We start from the raw sequence: 23,290 nt of genomic DNA on the forward strand, positions 1-23,290 counted from the left end.
ATTTCCTGTCTAGAGCCGCTGAATTCCGCGACGAGTTTTCTTTCGCGAAAGCCGACCAGGACGCCGAAACCTCTTTGAGGCGGGTGCTGTAAAGAGATCCTGGAGGCCAACACCCGGCAGCGCGATGCGCCCCCGGGTGCTTTTTGGCTTTGCGCTTTTGCTTGGCGACCCGGCGCGAACGCACTACCTCTCGGTCGAACCCACCGAGATCAAGGACCGCAGATGTTTGAATCCCTCCAGGAGCGTCTTGGCTCCATCCTGAACGGCCTGACTGGCCGCGGCGCGCTGTCCGAGGCGGATGTCTCGGCGGCTTTGCGCGAGGTGCGCCGTGCGCTGCTCGAGGCCGATGTCGCGCTGGAAGTGGTTCGCTCCTTCACCGACAAGGTGCGCGAGAAGGCGGTCGGCGCCGCGGTGCTGAAATCGATCAAGCCCGGACAGATGGTCGTCAAGATCGTCCATGACGAGCTGGTCGAGATGCTCGGCGCCGAGGGCGTAGCCGTCGACCTCAACGCGCCGGCGCCCGTGGTCGTCATGATGGTCGGCCTGCAGGGTTCCGGCAAGACGACGACCTCGGCCAAGATCGCCAAGCGGCTGACCGAGCGGCAGAACAAGAAGGTCCTGATGGCCTCGCTCGACACGCGGCGGCCCGCCGCGCAGGAGCAGCTGCGCCAGCTCGGCGAGCAGACCAAGGTCGCGACGCTGCCGATCATCGCCGGCCAGAGCCCGGTCGATATCGCCAAGCGCGCCGTGCAGGCCGCCAGGCTCGGCGGCCATGACGTCGTCATTCTCGACACCGCCGGCCGCACCCATATCGACGAGCCGCTGATGGTCGAGATGGCCGACATCAAGAAGGTGTCGAGCCCGCACGAGATTCTGCTTGTCGCCGACTCGCTCACCGGTCAGGACGCCGTCAATCTGGCGAAAAGCTTCGACGAACGCGTCGGCATCACCGGCCTGGTGCTGACCCGCATGGACGGCGACGGCCGCGGCGGCGCGGCGCTGTCGATGCGCGCCGTCACCGGCAAGCCGATCAAGCTCATCGGCACCGGCGAAAAGATGGACGGGCTGGAGGAATTCCACCCCAAGCGCATCGCCGACCGCATCCTCGGCATGGGCGACATCGTCTCGCTCGTCGAGAAGGCCGCCGAGACCATCGACGCCGAGCAGGCGGCGGCGATGGCGAAAAAGATGCAGTCGGGCAAGTTCGACCTGAACGATCTCGCCCAGCAGCTTCAGCAGATGTCGAAAATGGGCGGCATGGGCGGCATCATGGGCATGATGCCCGGCATGGGCAAGATGAAGGACCAGCTGGCCGCCGCCGGCCTCGACGACAAGATGTTCGGCCGCCAGCTCGCCATCATCTCCTCGATGACCAAGGCCGAGCGCGCCAACCCCGATATCCTCAAGCACTCGCGCAAGAAGCGCATCGCCGCCGGCTCCGGCACCGACGCGGCCGAGATCAACAAGCTCTTGAAGATGCATCGCGGCATGGCCGACATGATGAAGGCGATGGGCGGCAAGGGCAAAGGCGGCGGCCTCATGCGCGGCATGATGGGCGGCCTCGCCTCGAAAATGGGGCTGGGCGGCATGATGCCCGGCGGCGGCATGCCCGACCTGTCTAAGATGGATCCCAAGCAGCTCGAGGCCCTGCAGAAGCAGGCGCAGGCCGCCGGCCTCGGCAAGGGCCTCCCCGGCGGGCTTCCCGGTGGCGGCGGACTGCCGGGCCTGCCCGGCGGCATGAAGCTTCCGGGTCTCCCCGGCCTGGGCGGCGGCGGGCTGCCCGGTTTGGGCAAGAAGAAGTGAAGGGGCGATGAACGAGGAGAAAGACATGGCCGATGCACGCGCCATCCTGGCCGGCTACCGCGCTTCGATCGACAATATCGACGCCGCCCTCATCCATATGCTGGCCGAACGCTTCCGCTGCACCAAGGCGGTCGGCGTTCTGAAGGCCGAGCATGGCCTGCCGCCCGCCGACCCGGCGCGCGAGCAGCAGCAGATCGCCCGTCTTCGCCAGCTGGCGAAGGATGCGCATCTCGACCCGGATTTCGCGGAGAAATTCCTCAACTTCGTCGTCCGCGAAGTGATCCGGCACCACGAACAGATCGCCGCTGCCAACGGCGTGACGAAAACCGGCTGAACCCAGCTGAAAACTCATCAACGAAATCAGAGCTTTTAGGAGACAAAGAAATGGCACTGAAGATCAGACTGGCCCGTGCGGGCTCGAAGAAGCGTCCTTACTACCACGTCGTCGTCGCCGACGCCCGTTCGCCGCGCGATGGCCGTTTCATCGAGTCGCTCGGCTCGTGGAACCCGCTGCTGCCGAAGGACGGCGAGCGCGTCAAGGTCGACGCCGACCGCGTCAAGCACTGGCTGTCGCATGGCGCCCAGCCGACCGACCGCGTGCTGCGCTTCCTCGACGAGGCCGGTATTGCCAAGCGCGAGGCCCGCTCGAACCCGAACAAGGCTCTGCCCGGCAAGAAGGCGCAGGAACGCGCTGCCTTGCTGAAGAAGGCCCAGGAAGACGCCGCTGCGGCGGCTGCCGCGGCGAGCGCCGCACCGGCCGAGGTTGAAGCGGCCAGCGCCGAGTAATCACGGTTCTTCGTCGCTTATGAAAACGGCGGGTATCGGCCCGCCGTTTTTCTTTGTTCGATTTTCGGTCCGATACCTCAATAGCCGGACGGGCAGCGCGCCACATAGACACGCCCGTAACGGTCGCGATAGCGGCACTGGCCGGCTTCGCTGGCATGGCCGATCAGCGCGCCGGCCACTGCGCCGACCGCGCCGCCCACGACCGCGCCCTGCACAGGGTCGCCCGCCACTGCGGCACCGACCGCCGCACCGCCCAGGCCACCGATCGCAGCGCCCTTTTCCGTTTGCGAGCAGGCGCCAAGGGCCACCGTCAGCACCAGGATGGTAATTGCTTTCTTCATTGCTGTTCCTCTCTCAAGCGCCGTCCTCGCCGCCATGCCCTAAACTCACAAACAGCTAAATTGATCCCGGCAATGATGAAGATTGGCCGGCTAGGCCCCGGCCGGATCTGCAGCACTGAACGCCAACTCGTTAAAACTTCATGGTTTTCAGCGCTCCGCGAGGCGCTTCAGATTGCCGAGCCCGGCCTCGAAATCCTTGCCGATCAGCGTGTCGAAATTCATGAACAGGCCCATCAGCTTGGCGATGAAGGGCCTTGCCCCGCGCATCGCCCAGGTGACGGTCGTGCCTTCGCCGGACGGCGAAAGCGTGAAGTCGACACTGTTGTTGGCCCTGAACGGCTTTTCGAAGTCGAGCTTGAGCGACACCAGCGATGACGGCACCGAATTCGTGATCTCCATGCGGCCCTTGCCGGCCTTGGAGTTGCCTTCCCAGGCATAGGCCGCGCCCTTGCCGCTTTCGGCGCCGGACAGCGTGCGCCTCATGCCGGGGTCGAGTTTTTCGAAGGGCGACCATTCGGGCCAGCGCCGGAAATCGTTGATCAGCGGGAAGATCGTCTCGGCCGGCGCCTTGATGCTGGCCGAACGCGTGACGACGAAATCGTTCGGCCGGGTCGCGGCATAGGTCAGCACCGCGGCGACGATGACGACCAGGATGATGAGGATGGTGGCAAACATTTCTTTTGCTCCTCTATCGCGAGAACGGGATCAGCGCGCGCACCCTTTGGTCGCGCAGGTAGAGCCCGCCCCACAGGATCATGCCGAGATAGACGCCGAACAAGGTGTGCGAGAAGAGCGGGTTGCCGATCCGCACATGGGTCGAAATCGCGCCGCCCATATAGGCGGTGAGCAGGATGGCGCCGAGCACCGATGTACGTGGCCATGCGTAGAGCGCGGTCGAGATCAGCCCGATGACCCCGATCAGCCGCGCGACATTGGCGTCGGCCGGCCAGCCGAGTTCGGCCATCGTCCGGGTGACGACATCCAGCGGCGGCAGCTTGATGACGCCGTCGAAGATCATGAACAGGACGACGGCGGCGCTGAGCGCGCGCCCAGTCCACAAGGCGCCGTTCGAGATAGGCACGGCTTCGGAAATGCTCATGGGTGTTCCTCCTGATGGTTCGATCCCTCTGCCGAGGTCGAACCAAGGACGCGCTATGGGGCCGCGATCCTACAGGGTCCGGAGTCCTTTCGACGCAGGTTCCGCCAACCGGTCGTAAACGCCACTCGCCGCAATGAGGCGCACCAGCTCCGCCTGCCGCCGCGTCTCCGTCTTTTCGAAAACGTGCTGCAGGTGGGTGCGCGCCGTGGTCAGGCTGATGCCGAGCTCGTCTGCGACCGCCTGCAGTCCTTCGCCGCGGGCGATCGCAATGGCCACGGCCGCCTCGGCTGGGGTCAGTCGGTAGAGATTGCGCAACTGGCGCTGCATGGTCCGCGGCGCGCTCTCCGGATCGGCCACGAACACGATTGCGGCGGGGCGGCCGGTCACGAACCACGTCGACTCGATCTTCAGCGGCGCCACCAGCACGCTCAGCGGTCGACGCGGCGCCGGCCGTGCGAGCGCCATCACGCCGCCTGCGGTGTCCGACTGCTCTGCGGCCGTGGCAATCAACCGGCGAAATTTCGCGGCATCCGCTGGCTTATTTGCGCGCAGCGCCGATTTCTCGATCCTGATTCCGTCGGCTTCGGTGAGCAGCGCTTCGGCCGCCCGGTTGGCGAACAGGATCTCGCCATTCGCCGCCACGATCAGCACGCCCTGGGCGACGTGGTCGAGCGCCTCGACATTGGCACTCCTGGCGATCTCCGAACGCGAGAGGCGCAATCCCACGCTCGCAGCGCGAACCAGATGCGGCCCGACGCGGCGCAGCCGGTCGAGATGCTCGGGCTCAAACTCGCCGGCTGTCCTCGCGCGTCCGCAGGTGAACACGACGCGCATGTCCGGTTCGTTGGCCAGCACGACCCCGATCGGGTGGCACATGTCGCCGGGCCGGCAGAAGTCGTTATAGAACTCGGAGCGCTGGTAGACTTCGCGCGGCAGGAGGTCCCACACCGGAATCAACGCGCCGGCGCGCAGCCTGGCGATGCGTGGCAGGAACACATTGGTCTTGTAGTAATACTGCGCGTAGGTGAGGTCCGCCTCGGGCGGCATGCGCACCGAACTCGCTTCGCTGCGCAACGTCCTTGCGTTCTGGAACGTCAGCTTGGTGGCGGCGCCTTCGAGGAAATCCGACAGCGTCTCGAGAACCTGCGGCCAGCGGCCGGGTTCGACCGCCGCATCGTAGATCTGCCCGACCATGCCGTCGAAGTCGTGCATGCGTGCCGGATTCACCGCTCCCTCACCTGAAGGGGTCTGCAGTTTGCCGGAAGCCGGCTTTGCTGACAACCGTTCCCCGCCGCATCTCATATGTTCATACGAGGCGACCGCCCGAGGTCAGCGTGTAGCTATCGCCATTAAGCTTCACTCCAACCCCATGTGGCGAAGATGCAAACGCGGGCAGCACCTGGCACTCAGACCGATTGGAACGGTACGCACTACGAAACGCTGCTGACGGCGCGCGAGACCGGCGGCAAGCTCGGGGCATTTGCATCCGATGCTGGCCCGGGCGACGGACCGCCGCGCCATCGCCATCCCAAATCCGACGAAGTCTTCGTCATTCTCCAAGGGCGGCTGCGCTTCTGGCGCGCCGGGGAAACTTCCGAACGCAGCGCCGGAGAAATATTCCACATTCCCGCTGGCATTGAGCACGCGTTCGTCGTCGTCGAGCCTGCGCGATGGATCGCCATCCTGTCCCCGGGGGGTCTCGAAGGCTTTTTCCCGGCGGTCGCCGCGCAGGGACTGGAGATTCCGCGAGACGTGGCCGCAATCAAGGCGATCGCCACCCAGTTCGACATGGAGATTACCGGGCCACCCTTAGGATATCCGGAACGCTAGGCGACCCAGCCTAAGGGCGCGGAACATGTTCCGGGACGTCCTCCCCGAAAGCAATTTCCAGGAAAAGTGTAAGCGGTTGGCTCGGCGCCTTCGCCGTAGCCACGCGTCCGGAATTGCGTCAAGACAGGAGAACAGCGCCACGCTCATTCCGGGGAAGGAAACCATGAGCGGCGAGACGAACCTGCAAAAGCTGCTGGCATCGATGACGCCGCAGCTTTACCCGGAAGTCTATGTCTTCGCGACCTTGCCGCCCGGCGCAGCCTTGCCGGAGGGCTTGGAGCCGGTCATGCGCTTCATCGAGCGCGAGGGCGCGACGCTGATCCTGGCTGAAAGCCAGGCGAAGGCAGCCGGCCTTGCCGGCACGTTCCGCAGCCGGATGATCACGCTCGACATCCACTCCTCGCTGGAAGCCATCGGCTTCCTCGCCGCCATCACGACGCGGTTGGCGGCGGCAGGCATGGGCGTCAATCCGGTCTCGGCCTTCTATCACGACCATCTGTTCGTGCCGGCGGAGCGGGCGGAGGAAGCGTTGGCGATATTGCTGGAATTGGCGGTGGAAAGCGGCGGCTTGGCTCAGCGACCGCGCACGTAAAGAATATCGGGCAAGCCTTCCTCATTGGTCGAGCCGTCGCCGAAGGCCTCGGCGCGAAAACCGTGGCGTTCGTAGAAGCGGCGCGCGCCGGTATTGGCCTGGAAGCAATGGAGCTTGACCAGAGACATGCCGGCGGTGGCTTGGGCAAGCAGCCGGCTACCGATGCCTTGTCCAGTCCAGGCCGGATCGAGATAGAGCTGCTCGACCCATTCGTCCTGGGCGGCGATGAAGCCGACGATGCATTCGGCGGTCTCGGCGGCCGTCACTTGCTGCTCGGCAGCAGGATATCGCAGATGAAGAACAGGTCCTCCTCCGGCGTGTGCAACACCGGCATCCAGTCGAAGGCGTCGAGCGACGCGCGCATCATCTGCGCGATGGCGGGGGCGTCGGAAGCGAAGGCCGGACGCAGGAGGATATCTGAGGGCTCTGGACCGATCATGAGCTCAGCTGACCCGAAAAGTGCGAGCGTTCCCTTCTCCCCTTGTGGGAGAAGGTGGATCGGCGCGACAGCGCCGAGACGGATGAGGGGTGTTCCAGCGGAGTGAGACGTCAGCGTTCCCTGGAACACTCCTCATCCGTCGCCTTCGGCGACACCTTCTCCCACAAGGGGAGAAGGAAGAGGCGCCACGGCCGAAGGCCGAGCCCGCGACTGCGGGCCGCCGGCTTTCCGGCGCGCCCGCGCAGGGCCAGCCGCGACAGCGGCGGTGCGGCCCGTGAGCGAAAACAAACGCCCGAAGGCCGAGCCTGCGACCACAGGCCGCCGGTCGTCCGGCGCGCCCGCGCAGGGCCAGCCGCGGCAGCGGCGGTGCGGCCCGTGAGCGAAAACAAACTGCCGTCAGGCCGCCTTCTTCTTCGGCTGGATCAGGCCGCGCTCGACCAGGAGCTCGGCGATCTGCACGGCATTGAGCGCCGCGCCCTTGCGCAGATTGTCGGAGACCACCCACATCGACAGGCCGTTGTCGACGGTCGAATCCTCGCGGATGCGCGAGATGAAGGTGGCGTCCTCGCCGGCCGATTCGAGCGGCGTGATATAGCCGCCGTTCTCGCGCTTATCGAGCACCTGGCATCCGGGCGCCTCGCGCAGGATCTCGCGCGCCTCATCCGCCGTGATCGGCTTCTCGAACTCGATGTTGACCGCTTCCGAATGGCCGATGAACACCGGCACGCGCACGCAGGTCGCCGTCAGCTTGATCTTGGGGTCGAGCATCTTCTTGGTCTCGGCCACCATCTTCCACTCTTCCTTGGTGAAACCATCGTCGAGGAAGACATCGATATGCGGGATGACGTTGAAGGCGATGCGCTTGGTGAACTTCTTGACGTCGACCTGGTCGGCGACGAACACCGCGCGGGTCTGCGTGAACAGCTCGTCCATGCCTTCCTTGCCGGCGCCGGACACCGACTGGTAGGTGGCGACGACGACCCGCTTGATGGTGGCGACGTCATGCAGCGGCTTCAGCGCCACGACCAGCTGCGCGGTCGAGCAGTTCGGGTTGGCAATGATGTTCTTGCGCGTGAACAGCGAAATCGCGTCCGGGTTCACTTCCGGCACGATCAGCGGCACGTCCTGATCGTAGCGGAAGGCCGACGAATTATCGATGACGACGCAGCCCTGCTTGCCGATCTTCGGCGACCATTCCTTCGATACATTGCCGCCCGCCGACATCACGCAGATGTCGGTGTCGGAAAAATCGTACTGGTCGAGCGCCTTGACCTTCAGCGTGCGGTCGCCGAAGGACACTTCGGTGCCCTGGCTGCGCCGCGACGCCAGCGCCACCACCTCGCTCACCGGGAAGCCGCGCTCGTCCAGAATGTTGAGCATTTCGCGGCCCACATTGCCCGTGGCGCCGACTACCGCAACCTTGAAACTCATCTGGTATCTCCTGTCCCTCTCCGCTTGGTTGTTGGAGAAAACCCGCCGGCCTCATGCGGGTTTCGCCCCCCGGGCCGTACCCGGGAGAGGGTGGTTAGGCCAAGGGAATCACACCGTTTTGGTGGTGGTTTTGGCCGTAGTTTTGCTGGAACGGATGGACGCGTCTAAGCGCCCAGCCCAATGCGTTACATTGTGGCTGGGGGAGTCGAATGCAAGAAGAGCCATCGAAAGGCCGCGCATCGGAAAACCATCCCGTTCGACGCGGGCTTTTACGCAGTTTGGCAGAAGAGTCAATTGGCGTAGCGCCTCTCCTTCTCCTTTGTGAGAAGGTGGATCGGCGCGCAGCGCCGAGATGGATGAGGGGTGTTCCAGCGGAGTGAGGCGTTGGCTTTCCCTGGAACACCCTCATCCGGCCGCTTCGCGGCCACCTTCTCCCACAAGGGGAGAAGGGAAAGGCGGTGCCGCCTGCTCTGTACAATGGCGGCTGCAGGAAGTACGAACGGCTCAAATTTCGTTTGGCTGGCGCAGTGCCGGCCTTGTGCTCCATGACGAGCGCAGAACCCCGAATTCCGAAAGAAGAAAATGTCCAGTTTCGAAACGATTGTTCCTGCGCTGGCGCAAGCGCTGGAAAAACGCGGCTATGTCGCGCTGACGCCGGTGCAGAAGGCGGTGCTTGGGCCTGAGCTCGGCGAGGCCGACGCGCTGGTGTCGGCGCAGACCGGCTCCGGCAAGACCGTCGCCTTCGGTCTTGCCGTGGCGCCGACCCTGCTCAGTGGCGCCGAGCGCTTCGGCGACGCCGGCGCGCCGCTCGGCCTGGTCGTGGCGCCGACGCGCGAGCTGGCGCTGCAGGTGCGGCGCGAGCTGGAATGGCTTTACGAGCTGACCGGCGCTGAGATCGCCTCCTGCGTCGGCGGCATGGATATGCGCACCGAGCGCCGCGCGCTGGAACGCGGCGCTCATATTGTCGTCGGCACGCCGGGCCGGCTGCGCGACCACATCACGCGCGGCGCGCTCGGCATGTCGGCGCTGAAAGCGGTGGTGCTCGACGAGGCCGACGAGATGCTCGACCTCGGCTTCCGCGAGGATCTCGAATTCATCCTCGATGCGGCGCCCGCCGGGCGCCGCACGCTGATGTTTTCCGCCACCGTGCCGCGCTCCATCGCCACGCTGGCGAAGAGCTACCAGCGCGACGCCGTGCGCATCTCGGCCGGCGGCGGGGAAAAGCAGCATCTCGATATCGAGTACCGGGCGCTTTCGGTCGCGCCCGCCGATCGCGAGAACGCCATCATCAACGTGCTGCGCTATTACGAGGCGGGCAATGCGATGGTGTTCTGCAATACCCGCGCCGCCGTCAACCATCTCACAGCGCGTTTCAACAACCGCAATTTTGCGGTGGTGGCGCTCTCCGGCGAGCTCAGCCAGAACGAGCGCAGCCACGCCCTGCAGGCAATGCGCGACGGCCGCGCCAAGGTCTGCATCGCCACGGACGTCGCCGCGCGCGGCATCGACCTGCCCAATCTCGATCTCGTCATCCACGCCGACCTGCCGAGCAATCCGGAGACGCTGCTGCATCGCAGCGGCCGCACCGGACGCGCCGGCCGCAAGGGCGTCAGCGCGCTGATCGTGCCGGGCAATGCGCGCCGGCGCACCGAGCGGCTGCTCGCCAATGCCGGCCTGACCGCGGCCTGGGCGAGCCCTCCCTCAGCCGACGAGGTGCTGCGGCGCGACGACGAGCGCATCCTGGCCGATCCTTCCTTCGGCGAGCCGGTGAAGGACGAGGAGCGCGACTTCGCCGCGGCGCTTCTCGAACGGCACGGCGCCGAGCTGGTGGCCGCCGCTTTCGTGCGGCTTTGCCGTGCTAGCCGCTCGGCGCCTGAGGACCTGATCGATGTCGCGCCCTTCGCGCCCTCGAAGGAGAAGTTCGCGCGCCGCGAAGGAACATCGGGCCGCGGGGCAGAAACATCGGGCCGCCGCGACGATTTCGGCGACAGCGTCTGGTTCTCGCTCTCGGTCGGCCGCCGGCAGAATGCCGAGCCGCGCTGGCTGATCCCGATGCTGTGCCGCACCGCCGGCATGTCCAAGCGCGAGATCGGCGCCATTAAGATGCAGCCGGAAGAGACCTTCGTGCAGATCGCCGCCGACTGGGCCGACCGGTTCGTCGCCGCGATCGGTCCCGACCGCAAGCTGCAGGGCAACATCGCGGTCAGGCGGATCGACGGCACGCCGGACCTGTCGCGCGCCGGCTACCAGCCGCCGAGGCCGGAGAAAAAGCCGCATCGCGGCAAGCGGTCTTTCGACCAGGGCGCGCCCGGATTCGAGAAGGGGGCGCTAGGCGAGCGTCCGCCCGCCGGGGCGCTGAACACAAAGCCCTGGGCGAAGAAACCCGGCAAGGCGAAATTCGACAAGCCAAAGTTCGACGGGCCGAAATCCGACCAGCCGGCAAAGCGCAAGAAGCCGAAGAAGCGGCCAGCATAGGGTCGCGACGGAAGGTCGACCCGCGGCGAGCGCCGGCGTTCTCTTTCGGTGGCAAATCGCAACCTTCGAGATTGGCCGAAGCGTCCGAACTTCGTCATCCACGGGCGGAGCGGGAGCGAAGCGGACGCGCAGACCCGAGGATCCATGCCGTGACCTCGCGCGAAGAATAGGGACGACGCAGAACAGGGAGCCGTTCTGAACCGCTGCGACGCTCACAGGTCACGGAATGGATTCTATGGTCTGCGCTGCGTCGCTTCGCTCCTTGCTCCGCCATAGAATGACGAGGGCGTGATGGCTGCCGTACCCGCGACGTCAGCCGACCGGCTGTCTTGCCTTGCTTTTGCCACCCCCCGCTTTGGCGCCGACACAGGCCGGCGTCAGGTTCTAGCGACTCTGTTCAGCGCGTCGCCCGACACCCTGAGAAAAACCTTCTGGCCGTGGCGTTCTGCGCCGAGCCGGTCGTAGAAACGCAGCGCGCCTTCGTTCCAGCCTTCCGTGGTCAGATCGATGCGGCCGATGCCTTTGCCGACGCAATGGCCGGCGAGAAAGCCGACCAGCGCACGGCCGACGCCCTTGTCACGGGCGCTGTCGCGCACGAACAGATCCTTCAAAAACATCAGCCGTTCGAGATCAATGCCTGGGTGCGCAATGGCCACCGAGGCGAGGCCGGCCACCTCGCCATCCGCAAAGGCCAAAGCAAAATGCGGATAGGCCGGACTTTCGTCCTCGAGCCATTGCCGCACCGTGGCCGCGGCGCGCCCGTGATCGAGCGGCGCCTGCCGGTAATGCGCCGCCATCGCGCAAAGCACGGTGGCGAGCGCTTCGGCGTCGTCGACCCTCGCCCAGCGAATGTCGACGGTCATACGATCATCCCAGGAACTTGGCGATGATGGCGTCGCCCATCTCGGTGGTGCCAACTTCCTTCATGCCCGGGGAAAGAATGTCCTTGGTACGCAGGCCGTCGTCGAGCACGGCGGCGATCGACGCTTCCAGCCTGTCGGCCTCGGCCACCATGCCGAAGGAATAGCGCAGGCACATGGCGAAGGAGGCGATCATGGCGATCGGGTTTGCGATGCCCTTGCCGGCGATGTCGGGCGCCGAGCCGTGCACCGGCTCGTAGAGCGCCTTGCGCTTCTTGGTCTTGGCATCCGGCGCGCCGAGCGAGGCCGAAGGCAGCATGCCGATCGAGCCGGTGAGCATGGCGGCGATGTCGGAGAGCATGTCGCCGAACAGATTGTCGGTGACGATGACGTCGAACTGTTTTGGCCAGCGCACCAGCTGCATGCCGCCGGCATCGGCCAGCATATGGTCGAGCTTGACGTCGGAATAGCGCGCCTTGTGGGTCTGCGAGACGACCTCGTTCCACAAAACGCCCGACTTCATGACGTTGCGCTTTTCCATCGAGGTGACGTGGTTCCGACGCGTCCGCGCGAGCTCGAAGGCGACGCCCGAGATGCGCTCGATCTCGAACGTGTCGTAGACCTGGGTGTCGATGCCGCGCTTCTGGCCGTTGCCGAGATCGATGATCTGCTTTGGCTCGCCGAAATAGACGCCGCCGGTGAGCTCGCGCACGATCAATATGTCGAGGCCCTCGACCACCTCCTGCTTGAGCGAGGAGGAAGCGGCGAGAGCCGGGTAGCAGATCGCCGGCCGGAGGTTGGCGAACAGCTCCATGTCCTTGCGCAGGCGCAAGAGCCCGGCCTCGGGGCGCACCTCGTAAGGCACGGCATCCCATTTCGGCCCGCCGACGGCGCCGAACAGCACGGCATCCGCCGCCATCGCCTTGGCCATGTCGGCGTCGGAGATCGCCGCGCCATGCGCGTCGTAAGCGCAGCCGCCGACCAGCCCCTCGTCAGTGGCAAAGCCGCTGCCCAGCCTGTCGTTCATCGCTTTGATCAGCTTCTTCACCTCGGCCATGGCCTCTGGGCCGATGCCGTCGCCGGCGAGCAGGAAGAGATTTTTCGAAGCCATGGAGAACCGTCCCAATAGTATCTGGAGAAACCGCGGCCTTGCTAAACGCCAAGCGGGCCGGGCGCAAGAGGATGTCTCGAAGCTCGGTTCCTCGCCCCCGCCGGAGGTGGGGGAGAGGTGTCCACGAAGCAGACGGAGAGGGGGCCTTCGTAGGGCACTCCCCCTCTCCGTCTCGGCTTCGCCGAGCCACCTCTCCCCCACTTCGTGGGGGCGAGGAACCCAAGCTGGAAGAGCCCTACCGATGCGACAGGATATTCACCAGCCGCCCGAACGGATCGCGCACATAGAAGCGCCGCACGCCCCAGGGCTCGTCGGCCGGGCCGTATTCGACGGCGAAGCCGGCCTCCTGCATCCCGGCAAGCGCCGCGTCCACGTCATCGACCTGGATCGACAGGTCCGGCACGGGCGTTCCGGATCCGCCTTGCGCCATGAAGCTCACCTGCACCTGCATCCGTTCCTCGGACCCGTAGGTGGCGATCCAACCCATATCCATGAGCAGATCAAGCCCGAGCACGTCCTGGTAAAAGCGCTCGGCCGCGGCAATGTCGGATGTGGCGATGTTGGCGACGATGCGCTCGACTTTCACCATAGGCTGACCCCTGCTTTGCGCGCTTCCCAGTGCCGGCAGCCTATGCCGTGCGCCTCAGCGCCGTCACCTCGATCTCGATCTTCATCTCCGGCTTGTTGAGCTGGCACACGATCATCGTCGCCGCCGGGCGGATGTCGCCGAACGCCTCGCCGAGGATCGGGAAGACCACGTCAACATAGGTCTGGTCGGTGATGTAGTAATGCGCACGCACCACGTCGGCCATGTCGAAGCCGCCCTCGGCGAGCGCCTTGGCGATGGTGGCAAGGCAATTGCGCGTCTGCGCCTCGACCGTGTCGGGCATGGTCATGGTGGCATAATCATAGCCGGTGGTTCCCGACACGAAGCACCAGTCGCCCTGCACCACCGCGCGCGAATAGCCGGCGGTTTTCTCGAAGGGCGAACCGGTGGAGATGAGCTTGCGCATGGGAGCCTCGCGTTGGTTGCGCCCCCTCTAGCAGGGGAAGACGGGGCTGGTCGTGGGCCAAGCCGGGCGGACCGTTGTCAGGAAAGGTAAGCGCGACATGGGTGATTGGCCGAAGCCTCCCTCCGGTCGTCATTCCTGGGCGGAGCAAGGAGCGAAGCGACGCGCGCAGACCCTGGAATCCATGCCGTGACGTCGAAGCGCCGCAGCGTTTCAGAATTCTGCACCGTTTGCACCCTACGGCAACCGTCACGGCATGGCAACTGTGTTCACGCGAATGCGGTTTTGTCGCGAATGATAGCGTTGAGGACGACCAGGAGCTTCCTTGCGACGGCGATGATAGCGAGCTTCTTGGAGCCCGAGCGGGCAGCAAGTGCGGTGTAGAAGGTCTTGAAGCGCTCACAGGTTCGGATGGCAGTGAGGGCTGCCATGTAGAGGGCGCGGCGCACACGTGATCGCCCGCCCTGAATCTGGCTCCTGCGGTTGAGCTTGCCGCTCTTGTTGTCGAACGGGGCAAGGCCGACCAGTGCAGCGATTGCCTTGGGTGAGCGCTTGCCGAGCTCGGGCAGGAGCGCCAGCAGCGAGAATGCGCCGACCTTGGAGACACCGGGCACAGAGACCATCAGCGCCTGGTCGCGAGCGGCGTCCTGGTTTTGACGAATGACGTCGGCGATCTGGCTTTCGAGCGCCTTGATGCGCGTGTCGAGGTAGGCGATCGTTTCTTCCAGATCGGCAATGACGATCTCATTGAAGGCCTCGGCGAGGTGCTTCTTCGCCGTTGCCCGCATCTCGACCAGTTGATCGCGGTAGCGGGCAAGCGATTGAAGCTGCTCGACTTCTTCGCGCGGCGCCGGCTCGGCTTCAGGCTGATAGCGACGGCCGTAGTCGCTCAGCATCCTGGCATCGAGAGGATCGGTCTTGGCGCGCCGTCTGGTCGACTTGGCATAGTGGTGGGTGTGCGCCGGGTTATGCCGCGAGAACGGCACGCCGGCCTTGGCCAGCGCGTGGCGCAACAGCCGGTCATGGACGCCTGTCGCCTCCATGACAACGAAGTCGCGGCTGGGATCAAGGTCCGCCACACAGGCCGCGATCGCGTCGGCCTGGTTGTCGATGCGCCGAAGACGGCCGCTTGTCTCATCGAAAAAGTCGAGCCACTGTTTTGAGATGTCGCAGCCGACATAGTTCTGCATTATCATGTCCACGCCTCTTCCTGTGGTGCGGGGTCTGCTTGGAACAGCCCCGTGCAACTGTTCAGGTTGATGGTTCACCGGTGGGAAGGGACCGAGCCATGCCACGGCCTGTCCGAAAGGACGACCAGGATTCATTCGGTCTCCTTCCCACTTCAACCATACACCAGAACCAACACACAGGATTCTAGGGGTCTGCGCTCCGCTACGCGTCGCTCCGCCCTAGAATGACGAAGGCACGGATGGTCGCCCTAGTTCCCTTGCGCGTCGTCATAGGCCTTCTTGATGTCGTCCGGCCAGTCCTTCATCGGCGGCCAGGCCTGCCGCTCGCCATTGTCGCCGCGGCGGGCGAAATAGACTTTCTGTTTGGCCGGGTCGACCGCCATGAAGCCGTCATTGCCGCCGCAGTCATGCGGCACGCAGCCGGTGGCGTAGAAGGCGCCGGACGCCGTCTTTTCGGTGCCGCCGCCGACCAGAAGGCTGGTCGCCATGTCGGGCATGTCGTTGCCCAGCAGCGCCTGTCCGGCCTTGTAGACAGCCTCGTTGTGGAAGGCGTCAATGATGTTGTCCAATTTCGACGGGTCGACATCCTTCCAGCCGGTTCCGGGTTCGGGCGTGTAGGTCAGGTTGCCGGAGGTCGTCAGCCCTTCCCTGGGCGACCATTGCAGCGCCGGCTTGGACTCGCCCGGCAGCAGATAGGGCACGAAATAGATGGCGCTGTCGGAGACTGCTGCTGCCGGCGCGCCGCATTCGTCCTGCTCGACCGTGGTGGTCTGGATCTCGCCGTCCTTCGGCTTCCAGACGATGACCTTGGCCGGCCCGCATTGGTTGCCGCCGTCGCCGACATCGACCAGCGCCACGTTGACGTCGCCGATCTTGACGATCCTGTCGAAGAAGACGTCGTAATTGCTGGCCAACTGCTTGCCGTCATAGGCAAGCACCCTTTCGCTGTCCTGCTCCGGCTGCGTGATGGTGAGCTGCCCGCCCTCGAACGGGATCGGCGCCTGCTTGTCGTCATCCGACGCGGCCTGGTCGTTGCCCTGGTCGGCCGCGCCTTGATCGGCAGCCGGCTGGTCGGACGCGGCGGGCGCCGGCTGCGTGGCCGGCGCGGTGGTTTGCGCATTGGCGCCGATCATGGCGAGAAGGATTGCCGCCAAAGCAGCCAGAAGCGAGCGTGTCATGACTGTCCCCTCCATTCAGTCGTCACGAACCCGGCTGAGAACGGCCGGGCCACTACGTTCAGAATGTCAGGCCCAGGGGCGCAACTCGGCATTCTTCTTCTCGAAGGACGCGATGGCGCCGGCCTTCTCCATGGTCAGCCCGATGTCGTCGAGGCCGTTCAAAAGGCAGTGGCGCTTGAAGTCGTCGAGGTCGAATTTGACCACGCCGCCATCCGGCCCGCGGATTTCCTTCGCCTCGAGGTCGATCGACAGCGTCGCGTTGGAGCCGCGCGAAGCGTCGTCCATCAGCTTGTCGAGGTCTTCCGGGCTGACCGTGATCGGCAGGATGCCGTTCTTGAAGCAGTTGTTGTAGAAGATGTCGGCGAACGAGGTCGAGATCACGCAACGGATGCCGAAATCGAGCAGCGCCCAGGGCGCGTGCTCGCGGCTCGAGCCGCAGCCGAAATTGTCGCCGGCGACCAGGATCTGCGCCTTGCGGTAGGCCGGCTTGTTGAGCACGAAATCCGGATTCTCCGAGCCGTCCTCATTGTAGCGCATCTCGGCGAAAAGCCCGGTGCCGAGCCCGGTGCGCTTGATCGTCTTGAGATAATCCTTGGGGATGATCATGTCGGTGTCGACATTGACGATCGGCATGGGCGCGGCGACGCCGGTGAGCTTGGTGAATTTATCCATGGTCCTTGCCCGTCTTCTTCGTGGCTTGCGGGGAATTTTGCCGGACGGTTTACACAAAGCTGGCGGCAAATGAAAGGCAACTGTTCGTGCGCGGGCCTTGGGCCAATGTCGAGCATGGCATGCGTGCCGGAGCTGGAACACCTCAAAAAACGGCTTCGAAATCCTGGCCGGCTGGTGCAATCTGCGGCCATGGCCGATCCTTCAAAAGTCCTTTACGCCAGCGAGCCCGCTCTCGACGTCGACGAATTCCGCCGTGTGCTGGTCGAATCCGGCCTCGGTGAAACACGGCCCGTCGACGATGAAGCGCGCCTGAAGACAATGCTCGGCAATGCCAATCTGGTGCTGACAGCGCGGCTCGACATCGAGGGCAAGCCGCTGATCGGCGTCGCGCGCGGCATCACCGATTTCTCCTGGGTCTGCTACATCTCCGAGCTCGCCGTCTCCAAGACGGCGCAAGGGCTCGGCGTCGGCAAGGGCCTGATGGACGAAGCACAGCGCCACCTTGGCCCTTCGGTCGCCATCAGCCTGATCTCGATGCCCAATGCCGTCGGCTTCTACGAGCGCATCGGCATGACGCGCATGACCGACGCCTTCTGGTTCTCCCGCAAGCGCTGATCTGAACCGCCACCGATATCGGAGCTGACTCCTGCCTGGAACCGGCAAGTCAGATCGACCCCCACTCCGTCGAGCTTCGCTCGACACCTCTCCCCCGATCGACGGGGGAGAGGAATCGTGCGAGTTCGCCGACCCTGGCTCCCTTCCTCTCCCTCCGGAGGGGGGAGAGGTGGCGCTGCGAAGCAGCGACGGAGTGGGGGAAGGCGCTGCTCAAAAGCGAAGCCACCTCACGACAGGCACAATCCGGCAAGCAAGAAAACTTAGATAAACAGTCATCAGGCGGCAGAATTTCTTTGCCAGCACTTGACATGCAACCAAATGGTTGCATATTGAAGCCATGAGCATGGATGCCGTCTTTCGCGCCTTGGCCGACCCGACCCGCCGGCAATTGCTGGACAGCCTCCATGCCCGGAACGGGCAGACGCTGAACGCGCTCTGCGAGAACATGGAGATGACGCGCCAGGCGGTGACCAAGCACCTGGCGATCCTCGAGGAGGCGAACCTCGTCACCACCATGCGCCGGGGTCGCGAGAAGGAGCACTACCTCAACCCCGTTCCGATCAACGAGATCGCCGAGCGCTGGATCGGCAAGTTCGAGCGGGGGCGGCTTGCTGCCCTCAGTGACCTGAAGCAACGTCTTGAAAGGGAAGAGCCGTGAGCGAGAACAGCTTTGTCTATGTCACCTATATCCGCACGACGCCTGAAAAACTTTGGCAAGCGCTGACGGATCCGGAATTCAACCGGCAGTTCTTCCTCTGCTCCCATCAGGAGAGCGACTGGAAGGTCGGCTCGAGCTGGAAGCTGGTCTTCCCCGACGGCCGCATCGCCGATTCCGGCGAGATCCTCGAGATCGACCCGCCGCGGCGTCTGGTGATCAAATGGCGCAACGAATGGATGCCCGAGGTGAAGGAGGACGGCTACACCCGCTGCACCTTCACCATCGAGCCCGACGGCGAATTGATGAAGCTCGCCGTCACCCATGAGGCCGACGGCCCCCACAGGCTGATCCCGAACGTCTCCAAAGGCTGGCCGCTGGTGCTCGCCAGCCTCAAGAGCCTGCTCGAAACCGGCAAGGGTTTCGAGCGCCCGCCGTCAAAAGAGTAAAGTTCGTTTCGGACACGAGACAATTGCCGGCAGAGGTGGATTCGATGCTTCAATTATCCTTGCCGCAAGCCATGGCGAATGCGGATACGGTCATGGCCTCGGCCGAGCTTCCCGCCTCGCCGGACGAAGTTGGCGCGGCGCTGATAACCAGCGAGGTCGAGCGTTGGTGGGGTTCGCCCGAAACTTACCGCATGACCGGCTGGAACGCCGATCTGCGCGTCGGCGGAAGCTGGCGTGTCACGGTGCGAACCGCCGACGGCAGGCGCCTGCCCGCCGGCGGAGAGTTTCTCGAAATCGAAATGCCGCGCCGGATCGTGCAGACGCAGCGCTACGACTGGGACCATCCGGCGCTCGGCCGGCGCGAAACGACCCTCGCCTATCTGCTGGAGCCGATCGCCGGCGGCACGCGGCTCACCATCTGCCATGGCGGCTTCGCAGGTTTCCGGGACGCCGCGGCGGAACATGCCGAAGGCTGGGCGCGGGTGCTTGGATGGCTGCAGGGATATTTCGGCGGCGCGGCCTTCCCTTCTCCCCTTGTGGGGTGAGAAGCGGTCCGCGCAGCGGACGAAAAGCCAATTGCTTGGCTTGTCGAGCTTCGAACGCCCTGAGCCTGCGAAGGGCCGGGTGGTGGATCGGCGCGCAGCGCCGAGACGGATGAGGGGTGTTCCAGCGGAGTGAGACGTTGGCTTTCCCAGGAACACCCCTCATCCGTCGCCTTCGGCGACACCTTCCCCCACAAGGGGGGAAGGGGGAGCCCTCAAATCACATTCAGCTCCCGGAACGCCCGTCCTTCCGCCACACGCTCATATCCAAATGCCGTACAGTCGATTGTGCGGTAGCCGCCATGCACGATGAGCTCGGCGATCGACTTCCCCACCGCCGGCGCCTGCTGCAGGCCATGGCCGGAGAAGCCGTTGGCGAACAGGAAATTCTCCACCTCCGGATGCGGGCCGATCACCGCGTTCTGGTCGAGCGTGTTGTAGTCGTAATGCCCGACCCAGGCGCGCGTCGGCTTGATCGCCTCGAAGGCCGGGATGCGGGTGGCTAGAACTGGCCAGATCACCTCTTCGAACAGCGGCCACTCGACTTCGAAATCCGTCGGATCGGGCGCATGATCGCCTTCCTCCGGCTCGGCGCCGCCGGTGATGTAGACCGAGCCCTCGGGCCGCACATAGATGCCGGACGGATCCACCAGCAGCGGCATGTCGGCGAATTTGTCGCGCGCTTCGAAGACGAAGACGTTGCGCTTGCGCGGCTCGACCGGCAGCGCCAGCCCAGCCAAGGCAGCGACCTTGCCGGCATTCGGCCCGGCCGCGTTGACGACAATGCCGGCTTTGAGCGTCTCGCCATTGTCGAGGCTTACGCTGGTGATGCGCTTGCCGTCCCGCGCGATGCCGGTGACGGAGGCGGTGATGAGATCGATCTTCTTGTCGCGCAGCGCCTTGCGGAACAGCATCAGCATGGCATGCGCGTCGAACCAGCCTTCGCCGGTGCGGCCATAGGCGCCGGCGGAAATGCCTTCGGCCGATAGCCAGGAGAAACGCTGCGTCAGCTGGCCGGCATCCTCCAGCACGATGTCGGCGCCCTCGGCGACTTGCGTCTCGTGATTGGCCTTGAGGATCGGCAGCCCGGCCTCGCCGGCGAGGATGAGATAGCCGCCCTCGCGAAAGCCGATATCGGCATCGGCGCCGAAGGTTTCCTTCAGCCGCCGGAACAGTTTCAGCGTGAACTGCGACAGGCGGATGTTTTCAGGGATCGAGAATTGCTGGCGGATCGAGGCGCAGGACAAGGTCGTCGCCGCATGCGAGAACTGTGGATCGCGGTCGATCAGCGCGATCGAACCGGTAAAGCCCTCCTCGCGCAAATAATAGGCGACCGAGGACCCGACGATGGCCCCGCCGATGATGACGATGTCGTAGCGCACGCTTTTGGTTCTCCGACTTCAGAGCATGATCCCGACGCTCGGGTTCGCACGCTCAAATCAATGCAGGAAGATCGATCTCGAAGCGCGTGCCGCGCTCGGAGTCAACCAGCCTGATCGTGCCATCATGCGCTTTCAGGAGGGCCAGCACGATGCCGAGCCCCATGCCGGTGCCGCCGGTCTCGCGCCGCGTGGTGAAGAACGGCTCGAAGATCCTGGCACGGTTGGCGGCCGAGATGCCGTCGCCGTCGTCGCCAATCCGGACCGACGCGCGCTCGCCATCGGCTGAAGCATGGATCGCCACCTCTCGGGCGCCATGCCGTGCCGAATTGTCGATGAGATTGGCGAGCACGATGCCGAGATTCTCGGCCGAGATGCCGAGCCTGATATCGCCGCCGCCTTCAAGCCGTGTTTCCAGCCTTGTGTCGACCGGCAAGGATGCCAACGCCGCATGAAGCGTCGTGCTTTCGCCGCTCGGTTCCAGATTTTCAGCGCGCGCCAGGTCGAGCAGTCGGCGCACCAGGAGATTGAGCCGCCCGGCGTCGGTGACGATGTTGTTGGAGAAACGCTTGCGCTCGGCCTCGTCCATCGCGCCGCCGGAATCGCGAAGCAGCTCCGCCGCGCCCTGGATCGCCGTCAGCGGCGATTTCAGCTCATGCGAGACATGGGTGGCGAAGGTCTGGATGCTGTCGGAGCGCGCCTGCAGTTTTTGCGCCATGTCGAGGAACGCCGCCGACAGCGCGGCCATCTCGCGCGTGCCGTGATGGGCGAGCGGCCTGATTGCTTCGCGGTCGCCGGCGGCGATGCGTTTTGTACGGTCGATCAGCGCGTAGATCGGCCGGCTGACGGTGCGGATGAACACCAACGCGATCAGCAGCGTGCCGCCCAGGATGGCGATCGCCGCCAACGTCACCTTGCCGCGCTCGCCATAGAGGTGCTTGACGATGTTGTTCGGCGTCCGCGACAGATAGACCACGCCCGCGACCCGGCCGTCGAGCTCGACCGGCAGGGCGACGAAGACGCGCACCCTGGTGCCGCGGCTCACCGAGTAGAGCGGCGGCGGTGGCTGGTCGGGAATGCGCAACCTGAGCGCGCTGGCATAGGCGCCTGAAAGCGCGGTCCGCACCTCTTCGATTTCGCCGAGCGACCGGCCGACCTCGTCGCCGCCGGCGATCACCACGCCGCGCGGATCGAGCAGCCGGAAGCCGGCAAGCGTCGTTTTCTGCGTCTCGTCGAGGATGCCGTCGAGCCGCGCGCCTATTGCCGCGAAGGCCGGATCGGCGGTGGCGGGAAGCGCCGCCGGGCGCGTCGGCATGACATCGTCCGAGGCAAGGTCGAGGCGCGGCTCGATCGGATCATAGGGATAGTTGTTGTCCCTTGCCGGATCGGCCGAGATCGGCGACCCGAGTTTTTCCTGGGGAATGCCGGCAGCGCGCACCTCCTGGGCATAGACGGCGGCGGCGACCGCGCCTTGCGCGATGAGCTCGCCTTCGGTCTGGCGGATGAGCTGGTTCTCGTAGAGCCGGAAGAAGAACAGTCCGACCAGCGGCAGCGCCATCACCAGGATGAGGATGACGACGACGACGGTGGCAAGCCTGGGCCGCCACTTCTCCTTGCTCAACCACCGCATCGGCCGAGCCGGAAGCCGACGCCATGCACCGTCGCGATCGCGTCGAGACAGCCGACCGCCGCCAGCTTGGCCCTCACGTTGCGGATATGGCTGTCGACCGTGCGTTCCGAGACATGGATGTTGGAGGCATAGGCATTGGCCATCACCGCCTCGCGGCCAAGCACATGAAGCGGGCGGGCGAGGAAGCCCTTCAAAATAGCGAACTCGATCGCCGTCAAGGTGAGCGGCTTGCCGTCGAAGCTGGCTTCATGGCTTGCCGGGACGAGCATGAGCTTGCCATGCACGAATTGACGGTCGTCGGCTTCTTCTTCGACCGGCGCCGGACGCGCGCGCCGCAGGATGACGTTGACGCGGGCGACCAGCTCGCGCGGGCTGAACGGTTTGGTCACATAATCATCGCCGCCCATCTCCAGCCCGAGCACCCGGTCGATCTCCTCGTCGCGCGCGGACAAAAACAGCACCGGCACGTCGTACTTTTGCCGCAACCTGCGGCAGACCTCCAGCCCGTCCATCTCCGGCATGCCGATATCGAGCACGATGAGATCGGGCGCGCGGCGCTCGACCGCTTGCAGCGCCGCTGCGCCGTCGGCGACGGCGGCCGTCTTCATGCCGGCCTTTTCCAGCGCGAAGCAGATGATCTCGCGGATATGCGGGTCGTCGTCAGCGACGAGAATGTTGTGCGGCATGAAATCAGCGGCCCGGCGCGTAAGGTTGGATGACGGCAGGATTAGAGCAATTCCAGGGAAAAGTGCGAAATTGTTTTCGGTCGGGAGTGGAGCGGCCTCGGGGCGAAAAGCAGGATACCCGCCCCATGGCATGGTCTTTGCGGCTCGACGAGCCACCAGCCGTCATTGCGGAGCCGGCGCGGTAGCGACCAGCGGGATGTGTGACGTGTTCGCATGACGCCGGTTTCGCCGGCCGGTGCGGTAAGTGCGCGGCGGAATCCCGGAGCTTTTCAGTAAGGATTTGCAGATTTAGTGCAGGCAGGTCGCCTTTTCGGCGGGATAATCGCGTAGGGCGCTCCCCCTCTCCGTCTCGGCTTCGCCGAGCCACCTCTCCCCGCCTCTGGCGGGGGCGAGGAACCCAGGCCTGCGAAGGTCGCGCGCCCTCGGCGATTAGCGTTTCCTCGTCCCCACAAAGTGGGGGAGAGGTGGCTCGGCGCGCAGCGCCGAGACGGAGCGGGGGCTGGCGCCGCCATATGCG

At 65.0% G+C, this 23,290-nt stretch carries 27 protein-coding genes; 10 read left to right on the forward strand and 17 right to left on the reverse strand.

What is annotated here, in order from left to right; genetic code table 11:
* The first annotated feature begins 222 nt into the window (after positions 1 to 222).
* Genes ffh through rpsP form a run of 3 tightly spaced genes read left to right on the forward strand, consistent with a single transcriptional unit; the run spans position 223 to position 2,589 of the window.
* Positions 223 to 1,803, forward strand: a complete 1,581-nt coding sequence (gene ffh, locus LB515_RS21315; protein WP_140634947.1) for a signal recognition particle protein — start codon at positions 223 to 225, stop codon at positions 1,801 to 1,803.
* A gap of 7 nt (positions 1,804 to 1,810) precedes the next feature.
* Positions 1,811 to 2,137 carry a chorismate mutase gene (locus LB515_RS21320; protein WP_095770012.1) on the forward strand — a complete coding sequence of 109 codons (327 nt, stop codon included), beginning with the start codon at positions 1,811 to 1,813 and terminating at the stop codon, positions 2,135 to 2,137.
* 50 nt (positions 2,138 to 2,187) lie between these two features.
* Positions 2,188 to 2,589 carry a 30S ribosomal protein S16 gene (rpsP, locus tag LB515_RS21325; RefSeq protein WP_095770013.1) on the forward strand — a complete coding sequence of 134 codons (402 nt, stop codon included), beginning with the start codon at positions 2,188 to 2,190 and terminating at the stop codon, positions 2,587 to 2,589.
* Positions 2,590 to 2,666: 77 nt separating this feature from the next.
* Here rpsP and LB515_RS21330 read toward each other — a convergent pair whose 3' ends face one another.
* From LB515_RS21330 to LB515_RS21345, 4 genes are all read right to left on the reverse strand, one after another.
* Positions 2,667 to 2,930, reverse strand: coding sequence for a YMGG-like glycine zipper-containing protein (locus LB515_RS21330; RefSeq protein WP_095770014.1), 264 nt, complete (start codon positions 2,928 to 2,930; stop codon positions 2,667 to 2,669).
* 147 nt (positions 2,931 to 3,077) lie between these two features.
* Entirely contained in the window at positions 3,078 to 3,605 is a 528-nt protein-coding gene (locus LB515_RS21335; RefSeq protein ID WP_095770015.1) for an SRPBCC family protein, read from the reverse strand.
* Positions 3,606 to 3,618: 13 nt separating this feature from the next.
* The gene (locus tag LB515_RS21340) at positions 3,619 to 4,029 is read right to left on the reverse strand and encodes a DoxX family protein (protein WP_224708871.1); all 411 of its coding nucleotides are present in this window, start codon (positions 4,027 to 4,029) and stop codon (positions 3,619 to 3,621) included.
* A 69-nt stretch (positions 4,030 to 4,098) separates the two neighbouring features.
* Positions 4,099 to 5,241: a helix-turn-helix transcriptional regulator gene (locus LB515_RS21345; RefSeq protein WP_224708872.1), complete on the reverse strand. Its 1,143-nt coding sequence runs from the start codon at positions 5,239 to 5,241 to the stop codon at positions 4,099 to 4,101.
* 168 nt (positions 5,242 to 5,409) lie between these two features.
* On the opposite strand from LB515_RS21345, the gene LB515_RS21350 reads away from it, so the two are divergent.
* Positions 5,410 to 5,859: a cupin domain-containing protein gene (locus LB515_RS21350; protein ID WP_224708873.1), complete on the forward strand. Its 450-nt coding sequence runs from the start codon at positions 5,410 to 5,412 to the stop codon at positions 5,857 to 5,859.
* A gap of 163 nt (positions 5,860 to 6,022) precedes the next feature.
* The gene (locus LB515_RS21355; RefSeq protein ID WP_224708874.1) at positions 6,023 to 6,451 is read left to right on the forward strand and encodes an ACT domain-containing protein; all 429 of its coding nucleotides are present in this window, start codon (positions 6,023 to 6,025) and stop codon (positions 6,449 to 6,451) included.
* On the opposite strand, the gene LB515_RS21360 is transcribed toward LB515_RS21355, so the two are convergent.
* The 3 genes from LB515_RS21360 to LB515_RS21370 form a co-directional block, all read right to left on the reverse strand.
* Complete coding sequence (locus LB515_RS21360) at positions 6,433 to 6,717, reverse strand: GNAT family N-acetyltransferase (RefSeq protein ID WP_224708875.1); 285 nt, start codon at positions 6,715 to 6,717, stop codon at positions 6,433 to 6,435. The genes LB515_RS21355 and LB515_RS21360 overlap by 19 nt on opposite strands.
* Complete coding sequence (locus tag LB515_RS21365; protein ID WP_224708876.1) at positions 6,714 to 6,890, reverse strand: hypothetical protein; 177 nt, start codon at positions 6,888 to 6,890, stop codon at positions 6,714 to 6,716. Before LB515_RS21365 ends, LB515_RS21360 begins: the two co-directional genes overlap by 4 nt.
* Positions 6,891 to 7,286: 396 nt before the next feature.
* Positions 7,287 to 8,321, reverse strand: a complete 1,035-nt coding sequence (locus LB515_RS21370; protein WP_095770019.1) for an aspartate-semialdehyde dehydrogenase — start codon at positions 8,319 to 8,321, stop codon at positions 7,287 to 7,289.
* A 582-nt stretch (positions 8,322 to 8,903) separates the two neighbouring features.
* Between LB515_RS21370 and LB515_RS21375 the strand changes: the two genes are divergently transcribed.
* Positions 8,904 to 10,796: a DEAD/DEAH box helicase gene (locus LB515_RS21375; protein ID WP_224708877.1), complete on the forward strand. Its 1,893-nt coding sequence runs from the start codon at positions 8,904 to 8,906 to the stop codon at positions 10,794 to 10,796.
* 377 nt (positions 10,797 to 11,173) lie between these two features.
* Here LB515_RS21375 and LB515_RS21380 read toward each other — a convergent pair whose 3' ends face one another.
* From LB515_RS21380 to leuD, 7 genes are all read right to left on the reverse strand, one after another.
* Positions 11,174 to 11,659: a GNAT family N-acetyltransferase gene (locus LB515_RS21380; RefSeq protein WP_224708878.1), complete on the reverse strand. Its 486-nt coding sequence runs from the start codon at positions 11,657 to 11,659 to the stop codon at positions 11,174 to 11,176.
* Between the two features lie 4 nt (positions 11,660 to 11,663).
* Positions 11,664 to 12,767 carry a 3-isopropylmalate dehydrogenase gene (gene leuB / locus LB515_RS21385; RefSeq protein WP_224708879.1) on the reverse strand — a complete coding sequence of 368 codons (1,104 nt, stop codon included), beginning with the start codon at positions 12,765 to 12,767 and terminating at the stop codon, positions 11,664 to 11,666.
* Between the two features lie 235 nt (positions 12,768 to 13,002).
* Positions 13,003 to 13,353, reverse strand: coding sequence for a VOC family protein (locus LB515_RS21390; RefSeq protein WP_224708893.1), 351 nt, complete (start codon positions 13,351 to 13,353; stop codon positions 13,003 to 13,005).
* 43 nt (positions 13,354 to 13,396) lie between these two features.
* Complete coding sequence (locus LB515_RS21395) at positions 13,397 to 13,780, reverse strand: RidA family protein (RefSeq protein WP_095770033.1); 384 nt, start codon at positions 13,778 to 13,780, stop codon at positions 13,397 to 13,399.
* Between the two features lie 266 nt (positions 13,781 to 14,046).
* Positions 14,047 to 14,973, reverse strand: a complete 927-nt coding sequence (locus tag LB515_RS21400; protein ID WP_224545238.1) for an IS110 family transposase — start codon at positions 14,971 to 14,973, stop codon at positions 14,047 to 14,049.
* A gap of 242 nt (positions 14,974 to 15,215) precedes the next feature.
* Positions 15,216 to 16,145, reverse strand: a complete 930-nt coding sequence (locus LB515_RS21405; RefSeq protein ID WP_224708880.1) for a hypothetical protein — start codon at positions 16,143 to 16,145, stop codon at positions 15,216 to 15,218.
* A gap of 66 nt (positions 16,146 to 16,211) precedes the next feature.
* On the reverse strand, positions 16,212 to 16,817 hold the full coding sequence (gene leuD / locus LB515_RS21410) for a 3-isopropylmalate dehydratase small subunit (protein WP_041000473.1): 606 nt from the start codon (positions 16,815 to 16,817) through the stop codon (positions 16,212 to 16,214).
* A gap of 189 nt (positions 16,818 to 17,006) precedes the next feature.
* Between leuD and LB515_RS21415 the strand changes: the two genes are divergently transcribed.
* The 4 genes from LB515_RS21415 (at position 17,007) to LB515_RS21430 (ending at position 19,081) form a co-directional block, all read left to right on the forward strand.
* Positions 17,007 to 17,432, forward strand: a complete 426-nt coding sequence (locus LB515_RS21415; RefSeq protein WP_224708881.1) for a GNAT family N-acetyltransferase — start codon at positions 17,007 to 17,009, stop codon at positions 17,430 to 17,432.
* A 337-nt stretch (positions 17,433 to 17,769) separates the two neighbouring features.
* Positions 17,770 to 18,090, forward strand: a complete 321-nt coding sequence (locus LB515_RS21420; protein WP_224517921.1) for an ArsR/SmtB family transcription factor — start codon at positions 17,770 to 17,772, stop codon at positions 18,088 to 18,090.
* Positions 18,087 to 18,536 carry an SRPBCC family protein gene (locus tag LB515_RS21425; protein WP_224708882.1) on the forward strand — a complete coding sequence of 150 codons (450 nt, stop codon included), beginning with the start codon at positions 18,087 to 18,089 and terminating at the stop codon, positions 18,534 to 18,536. The genes LB515_RS21420 and LB515_RS21425 overlap by 4 nt, the downstream gene beginning before the upstream one ends.
* Positions 18,537 to 18,580: 44 nt before the next feature.
* Positions 18,581 to 19,081 (forward strand): SRPBCC domain-containing protein, encoded by a 501-nt coding sequence (locus LB515_RS21430; RefSeq protein ID WP_224708883.1) that lies wholly within the window; start codon positions 18,581 to 18,583, stop codon positions 19,079 to 19,081.
* Between the two features lie 212 nt (positions 19,082 to 19,293).
* Here the strand turns inward: LB515_RS21430 and LB515_RS21435 are convergent, their stop codons facing one another.
* The 3 genes from LB515_RS21435 to LB515_RS21445 are packed head-to-tail and all read right to left on the reverse strand — an operon-like array spanning position 19,294 to position 22,773.
* On the reverse strand, positions 19,294 to 20,460 hold the full coding sequence (locus LB515_RS21435) for an NAD(P)/FAD-dependent oxidoreductase (protein ID WP_224708884.1): 1,167 nt from the start codon (positions 20,458 to 20,460) through the stop codon (positions 19,294 to 19,296).
* 52 nt (positions 20,461 to 20,512) lie between these two features.
* Positions 20,513 to 22,015 (reverse strand): ATP-binding protein, encoded by a 1,503-nt coding sequence (locus LB515_RS21440; protein WP_411969163.1) that lies wholly within the window; start codon positions 22,013 to 22,015, stop codon positions 20,513 to 20,515.
* A 59-nt stretch (positions 22,016 to 22,074) separates the two neighbouring features.
* Complete coding sequence (locus LB515_RS21445; protein ID WP_224708886.1) at positions 22,075 to 22,773, reverse strand: response regulator transcription factor; 699 nt, start codon at positions 22,771 to 22,773, stop codon at positions 22,075 to 22,077.
* Positions 22,774 to 23,290: the final 517 nt, after the last annotated feature.

The sequence above is a fragment of the Mesorhizobium sp. CA15 genome (assembly GCF_020165215.1).
Classification (GTDB): Bacteria; Pseudomonadota; Alphaproteobacteria; order Rhizobiales; family Rhizobiaceae; genus Mesorhizobium.

Coding starts and splice junctions, on each gene's coding strand:
- ffh (WP_140634947.1), top strand. CDS start 223: ATGTTTGAATCCCTCCAGGAGCGTCTTGGCTCCATCCTGAACGGCCTG.
- LB515_RS21320 (WP_095770012.1), top strand. CDS start 1,811: ATGAACGAGGAGAAAGACATGGCCGATGCACGCGCCATCCTGGCCGGC.
- rpsP (WP_095770013.1), top strand. CDS start 2,188: ATGGCACTGAAGATCAGACTGGCCCGTGCGGGCTCGAAGAAGCGTCCT.
- LB515_RS21330 (WP_095770014.1), bottom strand. CDS start 2,930: ATGAAGAAAGCAATTACCATCCTGGTGCTGACGGTGGCCCTTGGCGCC.
- LB515_RS21335 (WP_095770015.1), bottom strand. CDS start 3,605: ATGTTTGCCACCATCCTCATCATCCTGGTCGTCATCGTCGCCGCGGTG.
- LB515_RS21340 (WP_224708871.1), bottom strand. CDS start 4,029: ATGAGCATTTCCGAAGCCGTGCCTATCTCGAACGGCGCCTTGTGGACT.
- LB515_RS21345 (WP_224708872.1), bottom strand. CDS start 5,241: ATGCACGACTTCGACGGCATGGTCGGGCAGATCTACGATGCGGCGGTC.
- LB515_RS21350 (WP_224708873.1), top strand. CDS start 5,410: ATGCAAACGCGGGCAGCACCTGGCACTCAGACCGATTGGAACGGTACG.
- LB515_RS21355 (WP_224708874.1), top strand. CDS start 6,023: ATGAGCGGCGAGACGAACCTGCAAAAGCTGCTGGCATCGATGACGCCG.
- LB515_RS21365 (WP_224708876.1), bottom strand. CDS start 6,890: ATGATCGGTCCAGAGCCCTCAGATATCCTCCTGCGTCCGGCCTTCGCT.
- LB515_RS21370 (WP_095770019.1), bottom strand. CDS start 8,321: ATGAGTTTCAAGGTTGCGGTAGTCGGCGCCACGGGCAATGTGGGCCGC.
- LB515_RS21375 (WP_224708877.1), top strand. CDS start 8,904: ATGTCCAGTTTCGAAACGATTGTTCCTGCGCTGGCGCAAGCGCTGGAA.
- LB515_RS21380 (WP_224708878.1), bottom strand. CDS start 11,659: ATGACCGTCGACATTCGCTGGGCGAGGGTCGACGACGCCGAAGCGCTC.
- leuB (WP_224708879.1), bottom strand. CDS start 12,767: ATGGCTTCGAAAAATCTCTTCCTGCTCGCCGGCGACGGCATCGGCCCA.
- LB515_RS21395 (WP_095770033.1), bottom strand. CDS start 13,780: ATGCGCAAGCTCATCTCCACCGGTTCGCCCTTCGAGAAAACCGCCGGC.
- LB515_RS21400 (WP_224545238.1), bottom strand. CDS start 14,973: ATGATAATGCAGAACTATGTCGGCTGCGACATCTCAAAACAGTGGCTC.
- LB515_RS21405 (WP_224708880.1), bottom strand. CDS start 16,145: ATGACACGCTCGCTTCTGGCTGCTTTGGCGGCAATCCTTCTCGCCATG.
- leuD (WP_041000473.1), bottom strand. CDS start 16,817: ATGGATAAATTCACCAAGCTCACCGGCGTCGCCGCGCCCATGCCGATC.
- LB515_RS21415 (WP_224708881.1), top strand. CDS start 17,007: ATGGCCGATCCTTCAAAAGTCCTTTACGCCAGCGAGCCCGCTCTCGAC.
- LB515_RS21420 (WP_224517921.1), top strand. CDS start 17,770: ATGAGCATGGATGCCGTCTTTCGCGCCTTGGCCGACCCGACCCGCCGG.
- LB515_RS21430 (WP_224708883.1), top strand. CDS start 18,581: ATGCTTCAATTATCCTTGCCGCAAGCCATGGCGAATGCGGATACGGTC.
- LB515_RS21440 (WP_411969163.1), bottom strand. CDS start 22,015: ATGGCGCTGCCGCTGGTCGGACTGTTCTTCTTCCGGCTCTACGAGAAC.
- LB515_RS21445 (WP_224708886.1), bottom strand. CDS start 22,773: ATGCCGCACAACATTCTCGTCGCTGACGACGACCCGCATATCCGCGAG.